The following is a 19331-nucleotide window of genomic DNA, read 5'->3' on the forward strand; positions in this document are numbered from 1 at the left end:
ATCTGGTGGCGATTGCGGCTGATGGTTCGATGTATGCCTACGCCGGTGCCGCCGACGGTGGTGTGTATGGCGCGGGCAAGATCGGTCACGGCTGGGATTCCTTCGTCCAGGCCACCATCCCCGGTGACGTGGATGGGGACGGCAGGCTTGACCTGGTCGGTATCCGCGAGGATGGTGCCATGTTCGCCTACAAGAACCAGGCCAACGGCTGGTGGGGCACTGCCCGCCAGGTCGGTCATGGCTGGCAGACGATGATCGCCATTAGCTAGACACGGTGGGTGGTAGCCTAGGCTGCCACCTACCGGCACGCCGGCCTATCAGTGCGGGCCCCGGAATCTCCGGGGCCCGCACTGATAGTTTGAGAACCCTGCCAATCGCCACTAGGAGCCAGACACCGCTCTTATGATGTTTTTATAGTCGGTATGGGTCAGGTTGTCGATAATAAGCACGCATCCGCCGGTAGTGATTGATCGAATTGCCAAGCACATAAACATAACGCCCCAGACTACGATCAGCGCGATATAGCAACGGGTTGACCGCACGACGTTGCCTTTTGACCTGCCGGACACGCTTGAGCAGCTGTGGATCGGTTACATAACAAGAATTGGCAAGACATGAAGGCACCAAGCAAAACAGTCCCAGCTCGCTATTGGTTTGATAGGCCTTTGATCGCGCCGGCACTGAATAGGCCGCACCTTCTCCAGATCGCGCTCCATTTCCAGATCGGCCCTCTCGGGGCTCTTCCTCCGCTGTCAAATCATTGCTTAGATCGGCCAATAGCGCTGCGGCGAGGTCCACACCGGCAAGCTTCATATAGTAATGGCCGCGCCCGATCCGGGGATTGAGATCAAGCCAATACGTCTTGCCGTTACGCGGGTCAATCTTGACATCCATGGAGAAGTATCCGCGAATTCCCACCGCTGTCACGATTCGCGTGGCTTGCTCGATCAGCTTAGGATGATGCTCTGTCAAAACGATTCCCGCATTGCCGATATATTCTGGCTGGTGTAGCCCTAGGATTAGGCGCCCGCTGCCGCATGCGGTGACCTGCCCTTGGCGATTGACATAGCCGTTGACCAGCCATTGCGTCGTGTCATCGCCGGGGATAAACTCCTGGATAATCACCCGCACTTCCACCCCATTGGTGCGAAGTATTTCGCAAGCCTTTAGCGCTTCACTCCGAGTTTTCCATAGTTCGACCTTGCGTAACCCCCGACCCCAGTTCTGCGCCAAATCGGCTCCACTTTCGGGTTTGACAACAGCGGGAAAACACACCTCGTCCAGCTCTGGCCACTGCTGAGCGCTGAGGTCGACCACAACTCGTTTTGGGGCATTGAGTCCCATATCGGTCAATAGTTCAGCCATTGCCCCCTTAGAATTTGCTCGTTGCACTGCGCCCAGCGGCGAGTAGGGCAAGAACCAATTGGCCCCAAAATGTTCGCGATTGCGAGCCACGAATTCGACATGCTCATCAGCGTTAACGAGCAAAATAAGCGTGCACCCAACAAACTCGCATTCGAGATCCGCTAAGGCCGCCAGGAAACGCTCGTCATCGTCAAAGGTGCCGCGCTCAAAGAGGCGAACATCAAGGATGCGCGAGTCATTAATCGGGCCACGTGGAGCGGTGGTGAGTACAACCGACTTATACCCGCCTGCTTCATGAAAGATGCGCGCAAAACTGTAGGCTCCTACATCGTAGCCAACAATTACGGGCACAATTGCTCTGCCAGCCCTACTTTTCTTGTTCATCTGCGCCTTCCCTCACCGTGCCAACTTCGCACGCACAGAGCCAATGAGTCGTGAAAAAGCCTCAATTTCAGGCATCTTCGCCAGCATCATTCCGCCAACGTAGCATCCCACCATCACCGGGCCGACCACAACAATTCTCAATACTGCCCCAGCAACTGTAATCGGCGCGTAGAGGGGACCAAAAAGTAGCAAAAGGGCAAAGCCCACACCGATCGTCACGAGGGTAATCACTGCGAGTTTCGCGATAGCGCCAACCACGCGATCTTTCTCAAGTCCCCCGTAACGGCGCGCCAGGCAAGTAAACATGACAACGGCAGCGGCGGTATTGGTCAAGCTCATAACCAAACCGATTCCGATCACTGTCCACTGCGGGGGAAGCCAGCCACACAGCAGATAGCCGATCATGCCACATACTTGGAATGGCAGATTTATCCAAAAGGCGCCGCGCGTATCACCAAAGGCGTAGTAGACACGATCCAATGTAGTAACGATGCCGATCGATACCAAACCTATGCACATGGCTGTCAGGACGCGCGCCAACGTCACGCTTTCCTCAGCACTGACGGTAAAGGAGAAAATGCGCATCACTGGCACAGATAACACGATAAGCCCAGCTGCGCTAAGGAAAGTCAGCGTAGAGATTGCCCGGATAGCCAGCGATGCATAGGCGGAAATGGAGTGCAAGTCGGCATCTGCAGCGGCTTTGGCTAGCCGGGTGAATATCGCTGTTGCGATGGAGACAGTGATGAGCGAAGTAGGGATGGAATAGACCGAATAGGCTGCCGTGTAGATAGCATTTCCGGCTACGGACTGAAGAGCGATACCTGCGTCTTCAGCGCGCTGAGTGGCACCGGCAGCCACATTGGACAGCACCAGGGTTGGCACGATGCCGGTCACCATCATCAGTAGCATCCACCACGACGCCCGCCCGGCTTCACCCAAGCCGGAATTGCGCCATGCGAAGTCAGGACGAAAACGAATTCCGAGCGCGCGTAGCGGCACCACTAATATCAGCGCTTGAAGCGCGATTCCTAGGGTGGAAAAGCCGCCGATCATGGCAACGCGGCCCGCAGACCACCGGCTAATATCGGTCACATCAGCTGGCACCGCCGCACCGAAAGTAGCTAACACCACCAGGAATCCACCGATTGCCACCACATTGTTTAGCGCCGGCGCCCACATATATGGGCCGAAGTTCTCCCGCGCGTTGAGAATCTGCCCCAACACTGTGTACATGCCATAGAAGAAAACCTGCGGTAAGCACCAGTAGGCGAAGGCAACCGTTAGCCGGTACCAGTCGTCCTGCATTGTCGCCGCAAAGCCCTTGACGATCAGCGGTGCACTTAGAGTGATAAGCGCGGTCGCTATCCCCAAAGTGACGATTGCCACCGTCAGGAGTTTATTGATGAACGCTATCCCGCCATCGGTTGACCGCTTTGTTGCCCGCACGATAGCTGGCACTAGAACCGCGTTGACCAGTCCGCCTACGACGACCATGTAAATGAGATTGGGCAGCTTGTTGGCGATATCAAAACCGTTGGCCGCCGGCGCGGAGATGCCCACTACAGCTCCGAGCAGGATGGGCGAACGCACCAGGCCGAGCACCCGCGAGACGAGGGTGCCGGCAAACATAATCGCCGAGCTACGCGCCAGGTTGGGGCTAGCGGCACCCTGGGTAGACTCAACACGCCCGGATTGCTCGGTTCGTTCTTCCGACGCCGCAGGCATCCCTCCCTCAGTGCTTGGGCGAAATGGAAGTCGGCGATGGCGGGGCCTGTCGCTATATCTCAATGGCATGTGACGATTGTAGCGAAGGCATACGAGGTCAACTAGACTCGGCCTCATGACACTAGTACTTGAGGAAGTCTCACTTTCCACCTACGAGCGTTTCATAGCCGATCATCATCCCCGAGTGTTTCTTCCCCAAACACCGGAGTACGTGCGTTCCCGGCAAGCAAAAGATAGCCGTATCGAGACGGTGGCTTTGCGTACTGCGACCGGGCAAATCCGTGGTGTTGCGGCTATCTATTTTCAACCGTGGCGGCGAGTGTTCTACCGCGCCCATGTGACCTATGGCCCGCTCCTGGACACGAATGACGACCCGCAGCTATTAGGTCAGTTCGCCGCGCAGCTCGAAGCCTATGTCAAGCGGGATAAGCGCGTGCTCTCGTTGCGAATTAACCCACTCATTGCCCGCGCTTTCTATCGCGATATTGAGCTAGTGGAAGAAAACCCGCATGCCAAGGCCGCCGATGAAGTGTTAAAGAGCGCCGGTTTTACGCGGATTACTGAGGAGTTTTACCAACGTTCTGATGTGCAGATTCGTTTTATCTACACCAAGGACATCGCACACTTAGACTTTGAAGAGGCTTTAGCGAGCCTGGCTAAGGGGTTGCGCCGGCGCTTTCGGGCTCCTGCCCGCTATGGGATCGAGGTTCGTTTCGTTGGCCCAGAACAATTCGGGGACTTTCTCTCCCTCTATGAACTTACCGCTGAACGCAATGATATGAGCGCATTGTCTGGATCGTCTATCACCCTCTATAAGGATTTGATGGAAGAGTTCGATTCAGATCATTCGGTGTTGTGTATTGCCTACTATTCCCCACAGCGTCACCGCGACCATATTGACCAAGAGCTTGCCGAGATTCAGGCCCGTCAACGCGAGGTCAGCGCCCGGAAAGAAACCAAAGCACAGCTACGCGAACTGGCTGACCTGGCCACACGTACAGCAGGATTGGAAACCCAGCGTGAACTTGCCGCCCAGTTCGAGCAACTCGCTGGTCACAGCGGCGATGTGCCGGTTAATTCCGCACTCGGCTACGCTATTGGCGATGAATTGCTCTTGTTGTTGGGCGCAATGAACAAGGAATACCACCCTGTCTTGCGCGACTATCCGGTCGAAGCAGCGTTGTTTAAGTGGGCAGTCGAGCACAATATCGCTACCTACAATACTTTTGGAATATCGGGCGTCTTTGATGAAAGCGCCCCCGATGCCAACATTCTCCGTTTCAAGCAGTGGCTGAACGGCAACGTCGAGGAATTCATCGGCTCCTACGAAAAGGTATTGCACCGCAATATGGGCAAATTGGCTGGAGTGGAAGTGTAAAGCAAATCGATTGGTGAGATTAGCCTAATAATCTCAATTCTCTTCCCTCTGACGGGCACACTTGACACACTGGGGGTATGAGCATTTCTACCTCGAAATTGTCTGTCATTGGCGCTGGTTCGGTTGGAACCGCCCTCGCGTATGCTGCGATGATCCGTGGTTCGGCCAAGATCGTCGCCCTCCAGGATCTTAATGAAGCCAAGGTGGAAGCCGAGGTCCTCGACCTCGCCCACGGTACCCAGTTCATGCAGTCCTCTTCGATTATCGGCGGCGCGTCGCAGGACGTGACGGCGGATTCCGACGTCGTGGTCATCACCGCGGGCGCGAAGCAGAACCCGGGGCAGACGCGCCTGGACCTGGCCGCGAAGAACGTCTCCATCCTGGAGTCGATGTTGCCGGGCCTGGTGGAGCGCTCCCCGAACGCGGTGTTCATCCTGGTGACGAACCCGGTGGACGTGCTGACCTACGTGGCCACGAAGATCACGGGCCTGCCGTCGGGTCGCGTGTTCGGCTCGGGCACGGTGCTTGATTCCTCGCGTCTGCGCTGGCTGCTCGGTCAGCGGCTTGGCGTGTCGGCACGCTCGGTGCACTCGATGATTATTGGCGAGCACGGAGATTCGGAGTTCGCGATGTGGTCCACGGCCACGGTCGGCCAGATCCCACTGCACGACATCATGACCCCCGAAGGCGCACCCTTCACCCCGGCCCAGCTGGACGAGATCGAGCACGAGGTCCGCAGCGCGGCCTACAAGATCATCGAGGGTAAGGGTGCCACGAACTACGCTATCGGCGTCTCCGGTGCGCGCATCGTGGAGGCCGTGCTCGGCAACCAGAAGGCCGTGCTCCCGGTGAGCTCGCCCCTGCACGGAATTGACGGCGCGTCCGACGTGGCACTGTCGGTACCGTCGATCGTGGGCAGTACGGGCGTGGAGCGGGCGCTCCCGCTGTCGCTCAACGACGCCGAGGCGGCCCGCCTGACGTCCTCGATCGAGGCCCTGCGGCAGACCATCAAGGTGGTCGGCTACTAGAACGCCAACCTGTTAGCGGGCTCGCCGGGCGGCGAGCCCGTTTTCTTATTCCTCGGCACGCCTCTCCGCGGCCCCATCTTGCCCAGGGCCAGGCTAGCTTTCCGGTGACGGCTGGCCGGCACGGTCGACGTCGTCGTGAATCGTCCGATAAAAGCCCATCATCGCCACCACCATGACAATCGCGAACGGCAAACCCATGATGACCGTGGCCGACTGCAAGGCCGGGATGCCGCCAACCACCAGCATGCCGATCGTGAGCACGCCGGTAGTGGCCGCCCAAAAGATCCGTAGCCACGGGCGGGCGTCCGTGCGCGGGGTGGGGAGGTCGCTGGAAAGGTTCGCCATGACCAGCGAGCCCGAGTCCGCCGACGTCACGTAGAACAAGAACGCCACCACCGTGGCGATCATCATGACCACCCGGGCCGCCGGCATGCCCTCCAAGAGCGAGTAGAAGCCGAACTCGGGGACCTCGAGGGTGGCGTGGGCGAAGGCGAGGTCGTCGTCGTGAATGACGCGGTCAAGCGCGGCGTTGCCGAAAATCGAGATCCACACGGCCACGTACAGGAACGGGACGGTCAGGCAACCGATGATGAACTGGCGCAGCGTCCGCCCGCGCGAGATGCGCGCTAGGAACATGCCCACAAACGACGCCCACGCCACCCACCAGGCCCAGAAGAACAGCGTCCACGCCGCCTTCCATGCGTCGGCGTCCGAGAACGCCATCGTGTCCAGGGTCATGCCCGGGAACATCGCCAACACGTCGCCTACGTTCATCACGATCGCGTTGAGGAGGAAGGACGTGCGCCCGCCGACCAGCACCCAGACCACGGTAAGGATCGCGAGGAACACGTTGAGCTGGGACAAGATCTTGATCCCGCGCGCTACGCCCGACACCGCCGAGATCCCCGCCATCACCACCGCCACCACGATGAGGGCCACCTGCGCCGGCAACCCCTTGCCAACGCCGAAAATGATCTCCAGCCCCACGTTGATTTGCACGACGCCGATGCCGAGCGTCGTCGCCACACCGAACACCGTGCCGAGGATCGCGGCGATGTCGACGACGTCACCCAACACCCCGTACACGCGCGGGCCGAACACCGGCTCAAGGGCCGAGCGGACAGCCAGGCGGCGGCCGTGGCGATAGGAGAAGTAGCCCAAGATCATGCCCATCAGTGCATACATCCCCCAGCCGGTCAGGCCGTAGTGGAAAATCGTCCACACGGGCGCCTGCTCGGCCGCCTCCAGCGACTGGGCGGCCACGCGCGGCGGGGCCATGTACTGGGCAATCGGCTCGGCCACCGAGAAAAAGATGATGTCCGTGCCGATGCCCGCCGCGAACAGCATCGAGCCCCAGGCGAACGTGGAAAACTCCGGGCGGGAGTCGGACGGGCCGAGGCGGAGGTGGCCGTAACGAGAGAACGCCACCACCAGCACGAAAATGACCACCACCGTTGCCATGAGAATGTAGAACCAGCCAAACCACTGGCCGATCCACCCCGTGGCAGCCCCGAGCGCATCCGCCGCCGAACCGGTGTCCACAAACGCCCACGCCGCAATCGCCAAGATGATCGCCGCTGACCCGACGAAGACCGTGCGCTTTACACGCTGGGCCGGTGCGGGGTGTGCGGGTGCGGAGTGTGCCGGCTTGTCGCGGGTGGCACGCTGAGGCATCATTCGTTCCTTCGATCAAGGCGGCCGCGCGCGGGCATTGCGCGGGGCCGCAGACTCACTGCGTCGATTATGCCAAAGCCGGCCGCGGTGCGTTGCAGATCCATATTACCGGTCGAAAAACACAGGTGTTCCGTGCGAAAATAGGTCGAAAGCAAAGGAGTTCTCGTGACTGAACAAGTACCACTGACGCCGCAAGGCCCCGAAACGCTTGCGGGCAAGGGCCCCAAGGCCGCGAGCGGCCAATCGGTTGGCGAACTCGTCGCAAAGATCACCGCCCAGTTCTCGGCGTTGGTACGCGACGAGATCCGCTACACCAAGTTGCAAGCCACCTCCAAGGTAAAGAAGCTCGGCATCGGGGGCGTGCTACTCGCCGTCGCCGGTGTGCTCGCCCTCTACATGCTCGGCACCCTGCTGCTAGCCGCAGGCTACGGACTGTCCACCGTTATGCCGCTGTGGGCGGCGTTCCTGGTGGTCTCCGGCGGGTTGCTCCTCATCATCCTCATCCTCGCGCTCATAGCCGTCTCGCGCTTCAAGGCGGCGAACAAGCACACCGTGGACCCGAAGGGCGGCCTGGAGAAGGACATCGAAGCGGTGAAGAAGGGAATCCAATGACGAACGTGAGCCAGAAGAAGGCAGTTGACTACGAAGCCCCCAAGGGCATCGAGGACACCCGCACCGCTGACGAGGTGGACGCGGACATGCAGCGCGTCCGCGAGGAGCTGACCGCCACCGTCAACGAACTGGCCGGCAAGCTCCACCCGGACAACCTCAAGGAAGAAGCCCGCGCCTACGCCGAAGAGCGCCTCAGCCAGGGCAAGGAGCAGGCCATGGGGTTGGTGGATGACGCGAAGGCTGGCGACAAGAAGGCGCTGGCCATCATCGGCACCACGCTCGCCGTGGTCGCACTGTTCGTCATCCGCAAGATCATCAAGTAATCAGCATGCAAGCGTAGATATGAGTGTGGGGCGGCTTTCGGGCCGCCCCACACTTTTGGTTGTCTAGTTGTCTTCGGTCGCGGGTCTGCTTGCCCTCTCCATGACTTCCTTGCGCGGGAAGCGCCGGTGGCCCCCGAGCGTGCGGATCGACGGCAACTTGCCGCTGTCTGCCCAGCGCGCCACCGTCTTCGGGTCCACCCGGAACAGGGCCGCAACCTCCGCCGGGGTCATCAAGTCAGTGTCATAATCCATTGTTTTCCTCGCAAATTGTGGGTTCCACCCACGTTGTGGTGAGCGATGTTCAGGTCCGCTCCCTCTCCTCTCCACCGCAGTCGAAGGAGCCCAGACAGATCGCAAAAACCTCTGCCCATCCTATTGCCGTAAACGCTCATCTCACAAGCGAAAACACATTTACTCACAGCTTAAACCGCAGGTCAGGGCGTTATTGCGCCATTTATTGCACCTTTGGTGGCGCAGTTCGCAACGAGCCGAGCCGGCCGGGCGCCGTACCATCGAGGGCGTATACCTCCGCACACACGTCACTTCACGTAGAGATTCCTACCCACTTCGGGGTAAAGTATGTGCCACGAACCATTATTGAGATAAATCGGAGCCGCACGCGGTGCCTGCTCCAAGACGAGTTGAGGGGGGTCGAGCCAATATGGGGCGCGGCCGTCAAAGAGCCAAACAGCGCAAAGTCGCACGGAACCTGAAGTACTTCAGCCCGGAGACCGACTACGAGGCCCTTGAGAGGGAACTCGCGGGTCGCTCCGAGATGAAGGACGAACCGGACGACTACGATTCCTGGGACGAATACGATCCCGACTCCTACGAGATTCCTCCGGCAACCGACGATTGAGGCACTAGCCTCGCATCACCTTTCAGAGCCAGCTTCACGGCTGGCTCTTTGGTGTGCCCGCGGGCGGCGGGCGCCACAGGCTTATCGGCTGCGGGGCGGCTAGACGAGTTCGAAGCTGGGCTTGAGGTCCTCCGACAGGCCCGTGAGCCGCACGCGCACCCGCTCCCCCACGGGCATGTGATCGCCGGTGGCCACGGCCTCCATGGCGGGCTCCGCGATGGAGATCAGCCCGCGCTTGCGATCCCCGTCGCTGGACTTCTCTTCAACGACGACGGCCGCGAACTCCTCCCCCACGCGCCCGCGCAGGGTCAGCCCCTCGAGGGCGTCGAGCGCACGACCCTGGAGCGCGTTCGCCCGGCGCGTGCCGGCGCCCATGAGGGAGGGTAGCTCGGGCAGCGCCTCGGTTACCCAGGTGGGGACCACGTCACCAGCGAGCAGGCAACGGCAAAGCTCCAGCCCAAAGCGGTCGACCAGCCGGCGCAGCGGCGCGGTCACATGGGCGTAGGGTGCAGCGATGGCGTGATGGCGGAGGACGGCGTCGTCGGCGCGCTCGGGCTGGTTGGCACGGGCGGCCTCGCTGTCACCCATTGCACCGTCGGAACCCTTGGGCCCAGCGGCAGTCTCAGCCTCGGCGGAACCCTCGGCCCTGCCGGCGGCGATGGGGAGGGCGAGGTAGCCGGCGCCCCGAAAGAGGTGCACGGCCTCGTAGAGAAAGGCAAGGGAGGCGGGGCGGGCTGGGTCGAGCCCGCGGACAAACGCGGCGTAGTCCTGGGTGTTGGGCCAGTCGTGGCCGAGGCTGCGGGCCACCTGGCGCAGGCGCTCCATGTCGGAGCTGCGGGCAGCGGGGAGCGTGCGCAGCACCCCGAGATTCGCCGCGATCATGATCCTCGCGGCCTCCATGCCGGTCATGAGCGAGATCTGGGAGTTCCACTCCTCCACGCCCGTAACCTCGCGCAACTTGAGCAGGTAGCCGTCCTCGCCGTGCTCCACCCACTGCTCGGGCAGGTTGAGCGACACGCCGCCCCGCTCCGCTTCCAGGCGTTGACGCTGGCGGCCCACCCGCGCCAGGTCCTCCGGCAGGGTGGACGGGACGTTAACGGGGAGCTGGCCGTCGCCGTCGTAGGCGGCCTGGACCTGCTGATAGGTGAGCTGGGCGCGGGAGCGCACCCGCGCCAACTCCAGGCCGGTACGGACCACTTGGCCAGCGTCGAGCTCGAAACGCCACACGTACGCCGGGCGGACCTGGCCCAGCAGCAGGGAGGCGGCGTCGGTGGAGAGCACCTCAGGGTGGAGGGGGATCGAGCGGTCGGGTAGGTAGATGGTGGTGGCGCGCTCGCGGGTCTCGGCGTCGAGGGCGCCACCCGGCCGGACGAAGAGGCTGACGGCGGCGATCGCGTAGTAGAGGACGTCGCCGTCGATGAACATGGCCTGGTCGAGGTCTCGAGAGCCCTCGGGGTCGATCGTGACAAAGGGAAGATCCGTGCGGTCGGGCAGCTCCGGGAACTCCCGCCTGGCCGACTCCGCCTCCGCGAGCGCCTCCGGCGAGAACGCGGCCGGCGCACCCGCCTCCGCCAGCTTCGTGATCGTCGACGAAATCTGCTGCGCCGGGACCACATTCGGGTTGATGAAGCGTTGCCGCACGGGCTACCTCCTACTCGGTCGCGCCGGTTGGCTCGGCGTGGTCGGCCGGCTGGGCTTGGTCTGCCTGCTCGGCCGCGGCCACGGCACCTGCCGGGCCGGCCAACTGCGCCGGGCCGAACAGCGGGAAATACGGGTTCAGGTCGGCGCGCGTGCCAGAATGGGAAATCTTCGACTCATCCACCGGGCGGCCGAGGGCCACATCCAGCCAGGTGGGCCCATCCATCTCCACCACATTGGGTGGGGTCCCACGCGTGTGGACCGGGCCGGCGATCGCCTGCACGGCCCCTACCCACGGCACCCGGATCTCCACGCTGCGCCCCGGGTGGCGCGTGGCGAACTCCTCGAGCGCGAAGCGCACGGCCGCCGTCAGCTCCGTGCGGCCCAACTCGCTGCCGGCCGCATAGGCCCGCACCAGCTCCATGCCCCGCGCCTCGTCAATTCGCCGTCTCATGAATCGATCCTATCGCCTGCTATGAGAATCCCGGGGAGCGGCAGTGCCGCTCCCCGGGACCACATCACCTTTAGCGAACGATGGTCATGGCGTCCCAGCCGTGGCCAACCTCGACCGGCAAGGCAAACCAGCCGCGGCCCGTCTGCTCGTAGAGGAACAGGATCCCGGCGCGAACGCCCACCAGGTCGAACGCGCCGTCGCCCGTCATGTCACCGGGCGAGAACACCTGCGTGAAACCCTCCCAGCCGTGGCCCTTCTGGGTGTCCGTGCGCAGGCCGCCCGCCGGCGTCGTCTCGTACGCGATCAGCGCGCCGTCGGCCGTGGTAGCCAACAGGTCCCAATCCGCCGATCCCGAGGTGTTACCCACCGACACGATGTTCGTGATCGCGCCCCAGCCGTGGCCCACCTTGCCCAGGCCCTTGACGCCGGCCGCGCTCACTGCGTAACGGTACAGGTCGCCCGTCGCGCCCTGACGCGCCACCACCGAGTCCATGCCGTCCACCTTGCCGGCGTAGGCCACCAGATCCATACCGGACCAGCCGTGACCCACCTTGGCGCCCTTGGTCAGGTGGCCGTTGCCGGTGGAGTAGTAGAAGAACATGTCGCCGGCCGCGTCCGTCACCAGGAAGTCCGCGCGCTTGTCCCCGTTCACATCGTTGACCTTCACCACGGCCGCAGCCTCGAAGCCATCGGCAACCAAGCCCACCGTCTTCAGCGCCTTGCCGCCCTGGTAGAAGAACAGCTCGCCAGCGCCATTCAGGCCCCAGATGTCCGCGAGCTTATCGCCCGAGGCCTCGCCGTACACGTTCTGGGCGTAGGTGGCCACGTTCGGCGCGGTCGACTTCGCCGCACGGATGGTCACCGGCAAGTCGACCGTCGAGCCGTCATCCGTGGCGATGGTCAGCGTGGCGGCACCCAGCTCGGCGTCGGCAGGAACCATGAACGACACGGCCGCCCGGCCCGTCTCGTCCACCTTCGGGGTGACGGTCGTATCGACGTCGGCAGTAGCCACCTCGACACCGTTGAGGTTGACCATGGCCTTCGTGGGCAGGGGCTCCGTGGACGTCATCGCCAGCGAGGACAGCTGGACGTCGACAGTTTGGCCCGGCACGAAGGTCAGCGGGCCAGTGTAGCCGAAGGAACGCTGCGTGTAATCCGGCGTGAACGCGCCGTTCGCCGCCCAACCCTGAGCAACTTGGTTGAAGACCTCGTGGTCGATGATGCCCGTGTCTACCACCGGGTTGCCGGCGTTGGCGAAGGCGTTGAAGCTGTCACCCGCGTCGAGCAGGAAGGACGAGGAGGCAACCGTGATTTCCGCGTTGTCCTTCCCCAGCAGCTTGCCGTTGAGGTAAACCGCGAGGATGTGCTTGCCGTACTCGGCGGCCGGATCGTAGACGTACTTGATGTTGTTCGACAGGCCCAGGCGCAGGATCGGGCGCGACTCGCCCGGCTTCCATTGCTGCTCGAGCAGCTCGTAGACGTCCTTCGCCTGGATCACGCGCGTGCCGTAGGAGTTACCGAAGGGCTGGACGTTGAAGGACTCCTGGAAGGTCACCACGCCGTCCTTGTTCGCGTCGAAATCAGCGCGGATGCCGCCCGAGTTCATGACGCCGAAGTCCGCCGGCTTGGCCAGAGTCTGGCCGTACTCGTAAAAGGCCTGGGCGATGAGGTTACCCGCCGACGACTCGGTGCCGCGGTTCGCGCCCTCGTCCCCGTTGCGCGCGCCGGTGCCACGGTTGGCCGGCCCCGCGATGGGGAACAGCTCCTCGGCGCCGAGCTTCGCCGACTCCTCGAGCTTCTGGTTCACCAGCGCCTGGATCTCGTCGTTGACGGGGGCGTCGGCGCCCGTCGCCACGGTCTCGTTCTCACACGAGCTGGTCACCTTGCCGTCAGCCGCAACAGCCAACTGAGCGAAGACCACCGTGCTGCCCGAAGCGCCCGGCTGGCACACAGCCGCACCCGACGCCGTAGTCGATGCACCAGCAATGTGCGTGTGGCCACCGAACGCCAGATCGACGTCCGCACCCAGGGTCTCAACCTTGGCCAGGCCATCATGCATGAGCGCCACGACCGCGTCCGCCTCGCCGCTTTCCTTGATCTTCTTTGCGAGCTGGTCCGTCACCGCCACCGGATCGTTGAAGGTGAGCCCCTCAACCGCGGAGGCCGATGTTAGCTGTGGGGTCTCATCCGTGACCGTGCCAATGAAGGCCACTTTCACGTCCCCGTACGTCTTTACCACGTAGCCCGGATCCGCGATCTCCTTCGCGCCCGCCACGTTCGCGCCCAAATTGGTGTACGACGACAGGTCAAGAATCCGGTCACGCAGATCCGCGTACCCCTGGTCGAATTCGTGGTTGCCCACCGCCGAGACGGTCAGACCCATCGCGTTCAGCACATCGATCGTGGGCACGTCCTTCGCAATCGCCGACTCGAAGGTAGAACCACCCACCGAATCGCCAACCGCGAGGAAGTCAAAGCTAGCGGCCTTGGCGCGGCGCTCATCGAGCATCGCAGCCATCGCCGGGGCCTTCTGGATCGCGCCATGGAAATCGGAGATCACGCCGAAGTCAATCACCGCAGCATCACCCGACTCGGCCGCCTCAGCAGCCTCGGCCGCGTCGGACAGGACCGCGGCGTCGTCAGCGGCCTGGGCGGCGTCGTTAGCAACGTCGGAGTCGCCTGCGGCGTCAGCTTCCTCAGCGTCCGCAGCCTCGGCGCCATCAACGGCGGCATCGTCAACCGCTTCCTCCGCCTTATCGCCCACGGCCTCCGACTCAAGTTCAGCCACAGCGGAGGACTCACCCTCCGGGACTGCCGACGCGGGAACGGCAAGCGCCGCCGTCCCCAGCAGGATCGCCGTCACCATGCTCACCGAGCGCAGTGCCGACCTGTTCGTTTTCGACATGGAAAACTCCTCTTCTCGTCTGATGATCAACAACATCATTCTGGGCATCAACCACCGACAAGTTTTCCCGATCTCCGTGACCACACAGTTAACGGAGCGAAAACGCTACCCCGACACGCGGGGGCGCGGACCAGGCGCAGGCCAGGGCGCAGGCGCCCTACGCGGGACGATTTGGGCCGTATCTTCACATATACGAAGATACGGCCCAAATCGTCCCGCGAAAATCGCGAACAGCTAGCTGACCCCTTAGATCACGCCCTGCTGGAGCATTGCGTCGGCCACCTTCATGAAGCCGGCCGCGTTCGCGCCCACCATGTAGTTACCCGGCTGGCCCAGCTCCTCGGCCGTGTCCAGCGAGGTCTTGTGGATGTTGTGCATGATCGCCTCAAGGCGCGCCATCACGTCGTCGAACGACCACGACTGCAACGCCGCATTCTGCTGCATCTCCAGCGCCGACGTCGCCACACCACCCGCGTTCGCCGCCTTACCTGGCGCGTAAATGATGCCCGAATCCTGCGCCACCTCGATCGCACCCGGGGTCAGCGGCATATTCGCGCCCTCGGCGATCAGGCGGATGCCGCCCATCTCCATCGCCCGCACGTCGTTCGCATCCACCTCGTTCTGGGTGGCACACGGCAGCGCGATATCGGCGTCGATACCCCACACCTTGCCGCCCGCATGGTACACCGCGTTCGGGCGGGCCTCCGCGTACTCCGAGACGCGCCCGCGGCGCACCTCCTTCACTTCCTTCAGCAACGCCACGTCGATCCCATCCGGGTCATACACCGCACCCGACGAATCCGAAATCGACACGGGCTTCGCGCCCTGCGCCAGCAGCTTCTCAATCGCGTACGTGGCCACGTTGCCCGAGCCGGACACGATCGCCGTCTTGCCCTCCAGGCTGTCCCCCACCTCGGCCAGCATCTCATTCGCGAACATCACCAGGCCGTAACCCGTGGCCTCCGTGCGGCCCAGCGAACCACCCCAGCCGACGCCCTTGCCCGTCAGCACGCCCGCCTCATTCCGGCGAGCCAACCGCTTGTACTGGCCAAACATGTAGCCGATCTCGCGCGCACCCACGCCAATATCGCCCGCCGGCACGTCAATATCCGCGCCAATATGCGAGGACAGCTCATTCATGAAGGCCTGACAAAAACGCATGACCTCGTTATCCGACTTACCGTGCGGATCAAAATCCGATCCGCCCTTGCCGCCGCCAATCCCCTGGCCCGTCAGCGCATTCTTGAAGATCTGCTCAAAGCCCAGGAACTTAATAATCGACAGCGTCACCGACGGGTGGAAACGCAGGCCGCCCTTGTACGGGCCGAGCGTCGAATTGAACTGAATACGGTAGCCGCGATTCACACGCACCTTATTGTTATCATCCTGCCAGGCCACGCGGAACATGATCTGGCGCTCCGGCTCAATAATGCGCTCCAGGATCGCCGCCTCCTGGTAGTCCTTGCGTTCCAGCAACAGAGGCTCCAAGCTCTCCATCACCTCACGAACGGCCTGCTGAAACTCAGGCTGAGTGGGATTACGCTTCAGTGCCTCCTCATAGACACGTTCCAGCTGTGCATCCATTCCTACTCCTCACATCAAACGGCGGGATCCGACAAATTCGGTCGCTTGCCAGAATAATTGACTCCAAAAAGATGGCATAGAGATTCTCATCAATTGGCCAGTGTTTTCGACCTCAGTTTTACCCAACGAGGACCAACAGCGGAAACCTAGTGCGCAGATCCCTCGCCCAGCAACTTCTTCTCCACCAGCCGGTAACGTGAGCCCATCTCATCCACGACCTCCGGCTCCAACACCGGTGCCGGCCCGCAACCCTTGACCCACTCCACGGCTTTCTTCCGCACCACGTTACGCACGTACTCCTTGCCAAACGCCCGGGGCAGGCCGTCCGCCGCCTCCGACTCCAACCAGTACGTGGCCGAATCCGGCGTAAACGCCTGATCGGCCAACACGAAGTCGTTATCGCCCGAATCGTAGGACGCCCCGAACTCGAGCTTGCACTCGGCAATAATCAGGCCCTTCGCCTTCGCGATCCCGAACGCCCGCTCGTACAGCTCCAGCGAAATCTCCCGCAACTGCTCAGCCTGCTCGTGACCCACCAGATCACACATCTGCGCGAAGCTGATCGTCTCGTCATCGTGCCCGGCCTCGCCCTTCCGCGACGGCACGAACAGCGCCTCCGGCAGCCGATCACCCACGCTGAGTCCCGCCGGCAACTCATGCCCGCCGACCGTCCCCGCCCGTGCGTACTCCTCAAACGCCCGCACCGTCATGTACCCGACCACCGTGCACTCAATCGGGTACATCCGCAGCCGCTGCACCAGCATCGCCCGGCCCGCCGCCTCCGGCGGTACTTCCGTGGACAGGAAATGGTTCGGCACCACATCCTCCAGCCTGTCAAACCACCAGGCCGCAATCCGCGTGAGCACCTGGCCCTTCCCCGGGATCACACTCGGCAACACCCGGTCAAGCACCGCAATACGATCCGACGCCACGAGGATCATTGTGTCCCCAGCCGTATGGGCCAGGGTGTGGACGGGCTGATACACGTCATGAACCTTCCCCGTATACACGCGGGTCCAGTTCGGAATGATAGGCGGCAACTGCACTGGGCCTCCTTCCGGCCTCTGCGTCTTCCCATTCTATCCCAGTCTCCACCCCAAACGACATCCCCGTCTGCCGCCGTCCAGCTTGTGGAAGCCGTGGTAGAGCCGCGCTCACGACGCCGTCGCCGCAACTTGCGCCCGACGCCCAGCTTGCTCACGACGCCGGCCGGGCGCGTCGTCGTCGTTGGCCCCGCCACCGCGGTCACAACGCCACTACCCGGGCTCCCGCCAACGGCAGCCGGAACGCGAAGAGGGAGGGCCGGAGCCCTCCCTCCCCTAGGCGTCTAGCGCTTAGCGAGCCGCAGCGATACGCTCACGGAACTTGCCCAGCTGCTCGATGATCGGAGCCGGAACCTTGTCGCCGAACTGAGCGAAGTACTCCTCGGTCGAATCGATCTCGGCAGCCCAGGCGTCCGGATCGGTAGCGAAGAGCTTATCCCAGACCTCATCGGTGATCTCATCGAGACCATCGAGGTTGAAGTCCTCCTTGTGCGGGTAGTTGCCGGTCATGCCATCAATGGCGTCGACCTCGCCCGCAACACGGCGGATCACCCAGTCAAGGACGCGGGAGTTCTCGCCGAAGCCCGGCCACATGAAGTGACCCTCTTCGTCCTTGCGGAACCAGTTGACCTGGAACACGCGCGGGAACTTGTCGCCCAACTTGTCCTGCATCTCGAGCCAGTGGCCCCAGTAGTCAGCCATGTTGTAGCCGCAGAACGGGAGCATGGCGAACGGATCGTGACGCAGCGAGCCAGCCTTCACGTCGGTAGCGGCAGCGGTGACCTCGGACGCAACCGAAGCGCCGATGAACACGCCGTGCGCCGGATCCTTCTGCTCGGCAACGAGCGGCACGTTCGTGGCGCGGCGGCCACCGAACAGGATCGCGTCGATCGGAACGCCAGCGGGGGCCTCCCAATCGGGGCAGATGATCGGACACTGCGAAGCCGGCACCGTGAAACGCGAGTTCGCGTGAGCGGCCGGGGTGCCGGACTCCGGGGTCCAGTCATTGCCGTGCCAGTCGATGAGGTGATCCGGGGTCTCGCCGTCGATGCCCTCCCACCACACGTCGCCGTCGTCGGTCAGAGCAACGTTGGTGAAGATGGAGTTCGCGCGAGCGGTGTCCATCGCCATCGGGTTCGTCTTGTACGACGTACCCGGGGCGACGCCGAAGAAGCCGGCCTCCGGGTTGATCGCGTAGAGGCGGCCGTCCTCGCCCGGGCGGAGCCAAGCGATGTCGTCACCAATGGTCTCAACCTTCCAGCCCGGGATAGTGGGCTGGAGCATGGCGAGGTTGGTCTTACCACATGCCGACGGGAACGCCGCGGTCACGTGGTACTGCTTGCCGGTCTCTTCGTTCGTGACGCGGAGGATGAGCATGTGCTCGGCCATCCAGCCGTCACGGCGAGCCATGGTCGACGCAATACGCAGCGCGTAGCACTTCTTGCCGAGCAGGGCGTTTCCGCCGTAGCCGGAGCCGTAGGACCAGATCTCGTTGGTCTCCGGGAAGTGGGTGATGTACTTTTCGTCATTGCACGGCCAGTTCGTGTCCGGGCGCTCGTTGCCATCGGCGTCGACCAGCGGGTAGCCCACCGAGTGAACAGCCGGAACCCACACGTTACCCTCGCCGATCAGCTTAAGGGCCGCGGAACCCATGCGGGTCATGATGCGCATGTTGACAACGACGTACGGCGAATCCGTCAGCTCAATGCCGAGCTGCGAAATCGGGCCGCCCAGCGGACCCATCGAGAACGGGATGACGTACATCGTACGGCCACGCATCGAGCCACGGAACACACCGTTGGCACCGATGAGGGTCTCCTTCATCTCCTTCGGATCGGCCCAGTGGTTGGTGGGGCCAGCATCCTCTTCCTTCTCGGAGCAGATGAAGGTACGGGACTCAACACGAGCCACGTCAGACGGGAGCGAGCGAGCCAGGAACGAGTTGGGGCGCTTCTCCGGGTTCAGGCGGGTGAACATACCGGCCTCAACCATTTCAGTGGTGAGACGATCCCACTCTTCCTCAGAGCCATCTACCCAGTAGATGTCCTTCGGCAGAGTGATGTTGGCGACCTCAGCCACCCACTCAACGAGATTATCAGGCGCAAACTCCGGCGCGCCTGCGCGGACGTCCTCAACGGTGAACGCGGTTTCAGTCATCGCATTTCCTCCTAGAAATCGGCAATGTTGGATAACTTCCACATCCCATTATTGTTAAAGAAACGGTATTTCCTATAGGACTAACGGGCATTGAGCGGTTAGCGCAATCCCCTTGTCACACTCTATCGTGGGCCACCCACAATTTGCCTGGACAACGGGGGCGCGGCCCCGCAACGGATGCGGGGCTGCGCCCACCATG

16 protein-coding genes are annotated in these 19331 nt (G+C 62.6%); 6 read left to right on the plus strand and 10 right to left on the minus strand.

The window, feature by feature from the left end:
* Nucleotides 1-269: FG-GAP repeat domain-containing protein (locus AQZ59_RS09600; RefSeq protein ID WP_160326884.1), on the plus strand; the 269-nt coding region annotated here is incomplete at its 5' end.
* A gap of 142 nt (nt 270-411) precedes the next feature.
* On the opposite strand, the gene AQZ59_RS09220 is transcribed toward AQZ59_RS09600, so the two are convergent.
* Both AQZ59_RS09220 and murJ read right to left on the minus strand, forming a co-directional pair.
* Nucleotides 412-1749: a carboxylate--amine ligase gene (locus AQZ59_RS09220; RefSeq protein WP_082661224.1), complete on the minus strand. Its 1338-nt coding sequence runs from the start codon at nt 1747-1749 to the stop codon at nt 412-414.
* A 12-nt stretch (nt 1750-1761) separates the two neighbouring features.
* Entirely contained in the window at nt 1762-3477 is a 1716-nt protein-coding gene (murJ, locus tag AQZ59_RS07405) for a murein biosynthesis integral membrane protein MurJ (RefSeq protein WP_236698693.1), read from the minus strand.
* Nucleotides 3478-3592: 115 nt separating this feature from the next.
* Here murJ and AQZ59_RS07410 point away from each other — a divergent pair, with 115 nt between their 5' ends.
* Both AQZ59_RS07410 and AQZ59_RS07415 read left to right on the plus strand, forming a co-directional pair.
* Complete coding sequence (locus AQZ59_RS07410) at nt 3593-4855, plus strand: lipid II:glycine glycyltransferase FemX (protein WP_068538579.1); 1263 nt, start codon at nt 3593-3595, stop codon at nt 4853-4855.
* 77 nt (nt 4856-4932) lie between these two features.
* Nucleotides 4933-5883, plus strand: coding sequence for an L-lactate dehydrogenase (locus AQZ59_RS07415; RefSeq protein WP_062614037.1), 951 nt, complete (start codon nt 4933-4935; stop codon nt 5881-5883).
* A 93-nt stretch (nt 5884-5976) separates the two neighbouring features.
* Here AQZ59_RS07415 and AQZ59_RS07420 read toward each other — a convergent pair whose 3' ends face one another.
* On the minus strand, nt 5977-7560 hold the full coding sequence (locus AQZ59_RS07420; RefSeq protein WP_068538577.1) for a BCCT family transporter: 1584 nt from the start codon (nt 7558-7560) through the stop codon (nt 5977-5979).
* 162 nt (nt 7561-7722) lie between these two features.
* On the opposite strand from AQZ59_RS07420, the gene AQZ59_RS07425 reads away from it, so the two are divergent.
* Together AQZ59_RS07425 and AQZ59_RS07430 are read left to right on the plus strand one after the other, a co-directional pair.
* Nucleotides 7723-8169, plus strand: coding sequence for a phage holin family protein (locus AQZ59_RS07425; RefSeq protein WP_062614039.1), 447 nt, complete (start codon nt 7723-7725; stop codon nt 8167-8169).
* Nucleotides 8166-8492: a DUF3618 domain-containing protein gene (locus AQZ59_RS07430; RefSeq protein WP_062614040.1), complete on the plus strand. Its 327-nt coding sequence runs from the start codon at nt 8166-8168 to the stop codon at nt 8490-8492. Before AQZ59_RS07425 ends, AQZ59_RS07430 begins: the two co-directional genes overlap by 4 nt.
* A 63-nt stretch (nt 8493-8555) precedes the next feature.
* Here AQZ59_RS07430 and AQZ59_RS07435 read toward each other — a convergent pair whose 3' ends face one another.
* Nucleotides 8556-8744: a BldC family transcriptional regulator gene (locus AQZ59_RS07435; protein WP_062614041.1), complete on the minus strand. Its 189-nt coding sequence runs from the start codon at nt 8742-8744 to the stop codon at nt 8556-8558.
* A gap of 409 nt (nt 8745-9153) precedes the next feature.
* Here AQZ59_RS07435 and AQZ59_RS07440 point away from each other — a divergent pair, with 409 nt between their 5' ends.
* Nucleotides 9154-9351, plus strand: coding sequence for a DUF3073 domain-containing protein (locus AQZ59_RS07440; protein ID WP_062614042.1), 198 nt, complete (start codon nt 9154-9156; stop codon nt 9349-9351).
* A gap of 99 nt (nt 9352-9450) precedes the next feature.
* On the opposite strand, the gene AQZ59_RS07445 is transcribed toward AQZ59_RS07440, so the two are convergent.
* The 6 genes from AQZ59_RS07445 to AQZ59_RS07470 all read right to left on the minus strand — a co-directional run bounded on the left by AQZ59_RS07445 (nt 9451) and on the right by AQZ59_RS07470 (nt 19132).
* On the minus strand, nt 9451-10992 hold the full coding sequence (locus AQZ59_RS07445) for an RNB domain-containing ribonuclease (RefSeq protein ID WP_062614043.1): 1542 nt from the start codon (nt 10990-10992) through the stop codon (nt 9451-9453).
* 10 nt (nt 10993-11002) lie between these two features.
* A complete protein-coding gene (locus AQZ59_RS07450; protein ID WP_070808063.1) occupies nt 11003-11443 on the minus strand; it encodes a sterol carrier family protein in 441 nt (146 codons plus the stop codon).
* A gap of 70 nt (nt 11444-11513) precedes the next feature.
* Complete coding sequence (locus AQZ59_RS07455) at nt 11514-14348, minus strand: bifunctional metallophosphatase/5'-nucleotidase (protein WP_062614044.1); 2835 nt, start codon at nt 14346-14348, stop codon at nt 11514-11516.
* Between the two features lie 246 nt (nt 14349-14594).
* Nucleotides 14595-15932 carry an NADP-specific glutamate dehydrogenase gene (gene gdhA, locus AQZ59_RS07460; RefSeq protein WP_062614045.1) on the minus strand — a complete coding sequence of 446 codons (1338 nt, stop codon included), beginning with the start codon at nt 15930-15932 and terminating at the stop codon, nt 14595-14597.
* A 146-nt stretch (nt 15933-16078) separates the two neighbouring features.
* Nucleotides 16079-16978 carry a phosphoribosylaminoimidazolesuccinocarboxamide synthase gene (locus tag AQZ59_RS07465; RefSeq protein WP_062614046.1) on the minus strand — a complete coding sequence of 300 codons (900 nt, stop codon included), beginning with the start codon at nt 16976-16978 and terminating at the stop codon, nt 16079-16081.
* 288 nt (nt 16979-17266) lie between these two features.
* Complete coding sequence (locus tag AQZ59_RS07470) at nt 17267-19132, minus strand: phosphoenolpyruvate carboxykinase (GTP) (RefSeq protein ID WP_062614047.1); 1866 nt, start codon at nt 19130-19132, stop codon at nt 17267-17269.
* Between the last annotated feature and the right edge of the window lie 199 nt (nt 19133-19331).

This window comes from Trueperella bernardiae (genome assembly GCF_001469025.1).
Lineage (GTDB): Bacteria > Actinomycetota > Actinomycetes > Actinomycetales > Actinomycetaceae > Trueperella > Trueperella bernardiae.

Coding starts and splice junctions, on each gene's coding strand:
- AQZ59_RS07420 (WP_068538577.1), bottom strand. CDS start 7,560: ATGATGCCTCAGCGTGCCACCCGCGACAAGCCGGCACACTCCGCACCC.
- AQZ59_RS09220 (WP_082661224.1), bottom strand. CDS start 1,749: ATGAACAAGAAAAGTAGGGCTGGCAGAGCAATTGTGCCCGTAATTGTT.
- AQZ59_RS07435 (WP_062614041.1), bottom strand. CDS start 8,744: ATGGATTATGACACTGACTTGATGACCCCGGCGGAGGTTGCGGCCCTG.
- murJ (WP_236698693.1), bottom strand. CDS start 3,477: ATGCCTGCGGCGTCGGAAGAACGAACCGAGCAATCCGGGCGTGTTGAG.
- AQZ59_RS07415 (WP_062614037.1), top strand. CDS start 4,933: ATGAGCATTTCTACCTCGAAATTGTCTGTCATTGGCGCTGGTTCGGTT.
- AQZ59_RS07455 (WP_062614044.1), bottom strand. CDS start 14,348: ATGTCGAAAACGAACAGGTCGGCACTGCGCTCGGTGAGCATGGTGACG.
- AQZ59_RS07440 (WP_062614042.1), top strand. CDS start 9,154: ATGGGGCGCGGCCGTCAAAGAGCCAAACAGCGCAAAGTCGCACGGAAC.
- gdhA (WP_062614045.1), bottom strand. CDS start 15,932: ATGGATGCACAGCTGGAACGTGTCTATGAGGAGGCACTGAAGCGTAAT.
- AQZ59_RS07450 (WP_070808063.1), bottom strand. CDS start 11,443: ATGAGACGGCGAATTGACGAGGCGCGGGGCATGGAGCTGGTGCGGGCC.
- AQZ59_RS07410 (WP_068538579.1), top strand. CDS start 3,593: ATGACACTAGTACTTGAGGAAGTCTCACTTTCCACCTACGAGCGTTTC.
- AQZ59_RS07430 (WP_062614040.1), top strand. CDS start 8,166: ATGACGAACGTGAGCCAGAAGAAGGCAGTTGACTACGAAGCCCCCAAG.
- AQZ59_RS07470 (WP_062614047.1), bottom strand. CDS start 19,132: ATGACTGAAACCGCGTTCACCGTTGAGGACGTCCGCGCAGGCGCGCCG.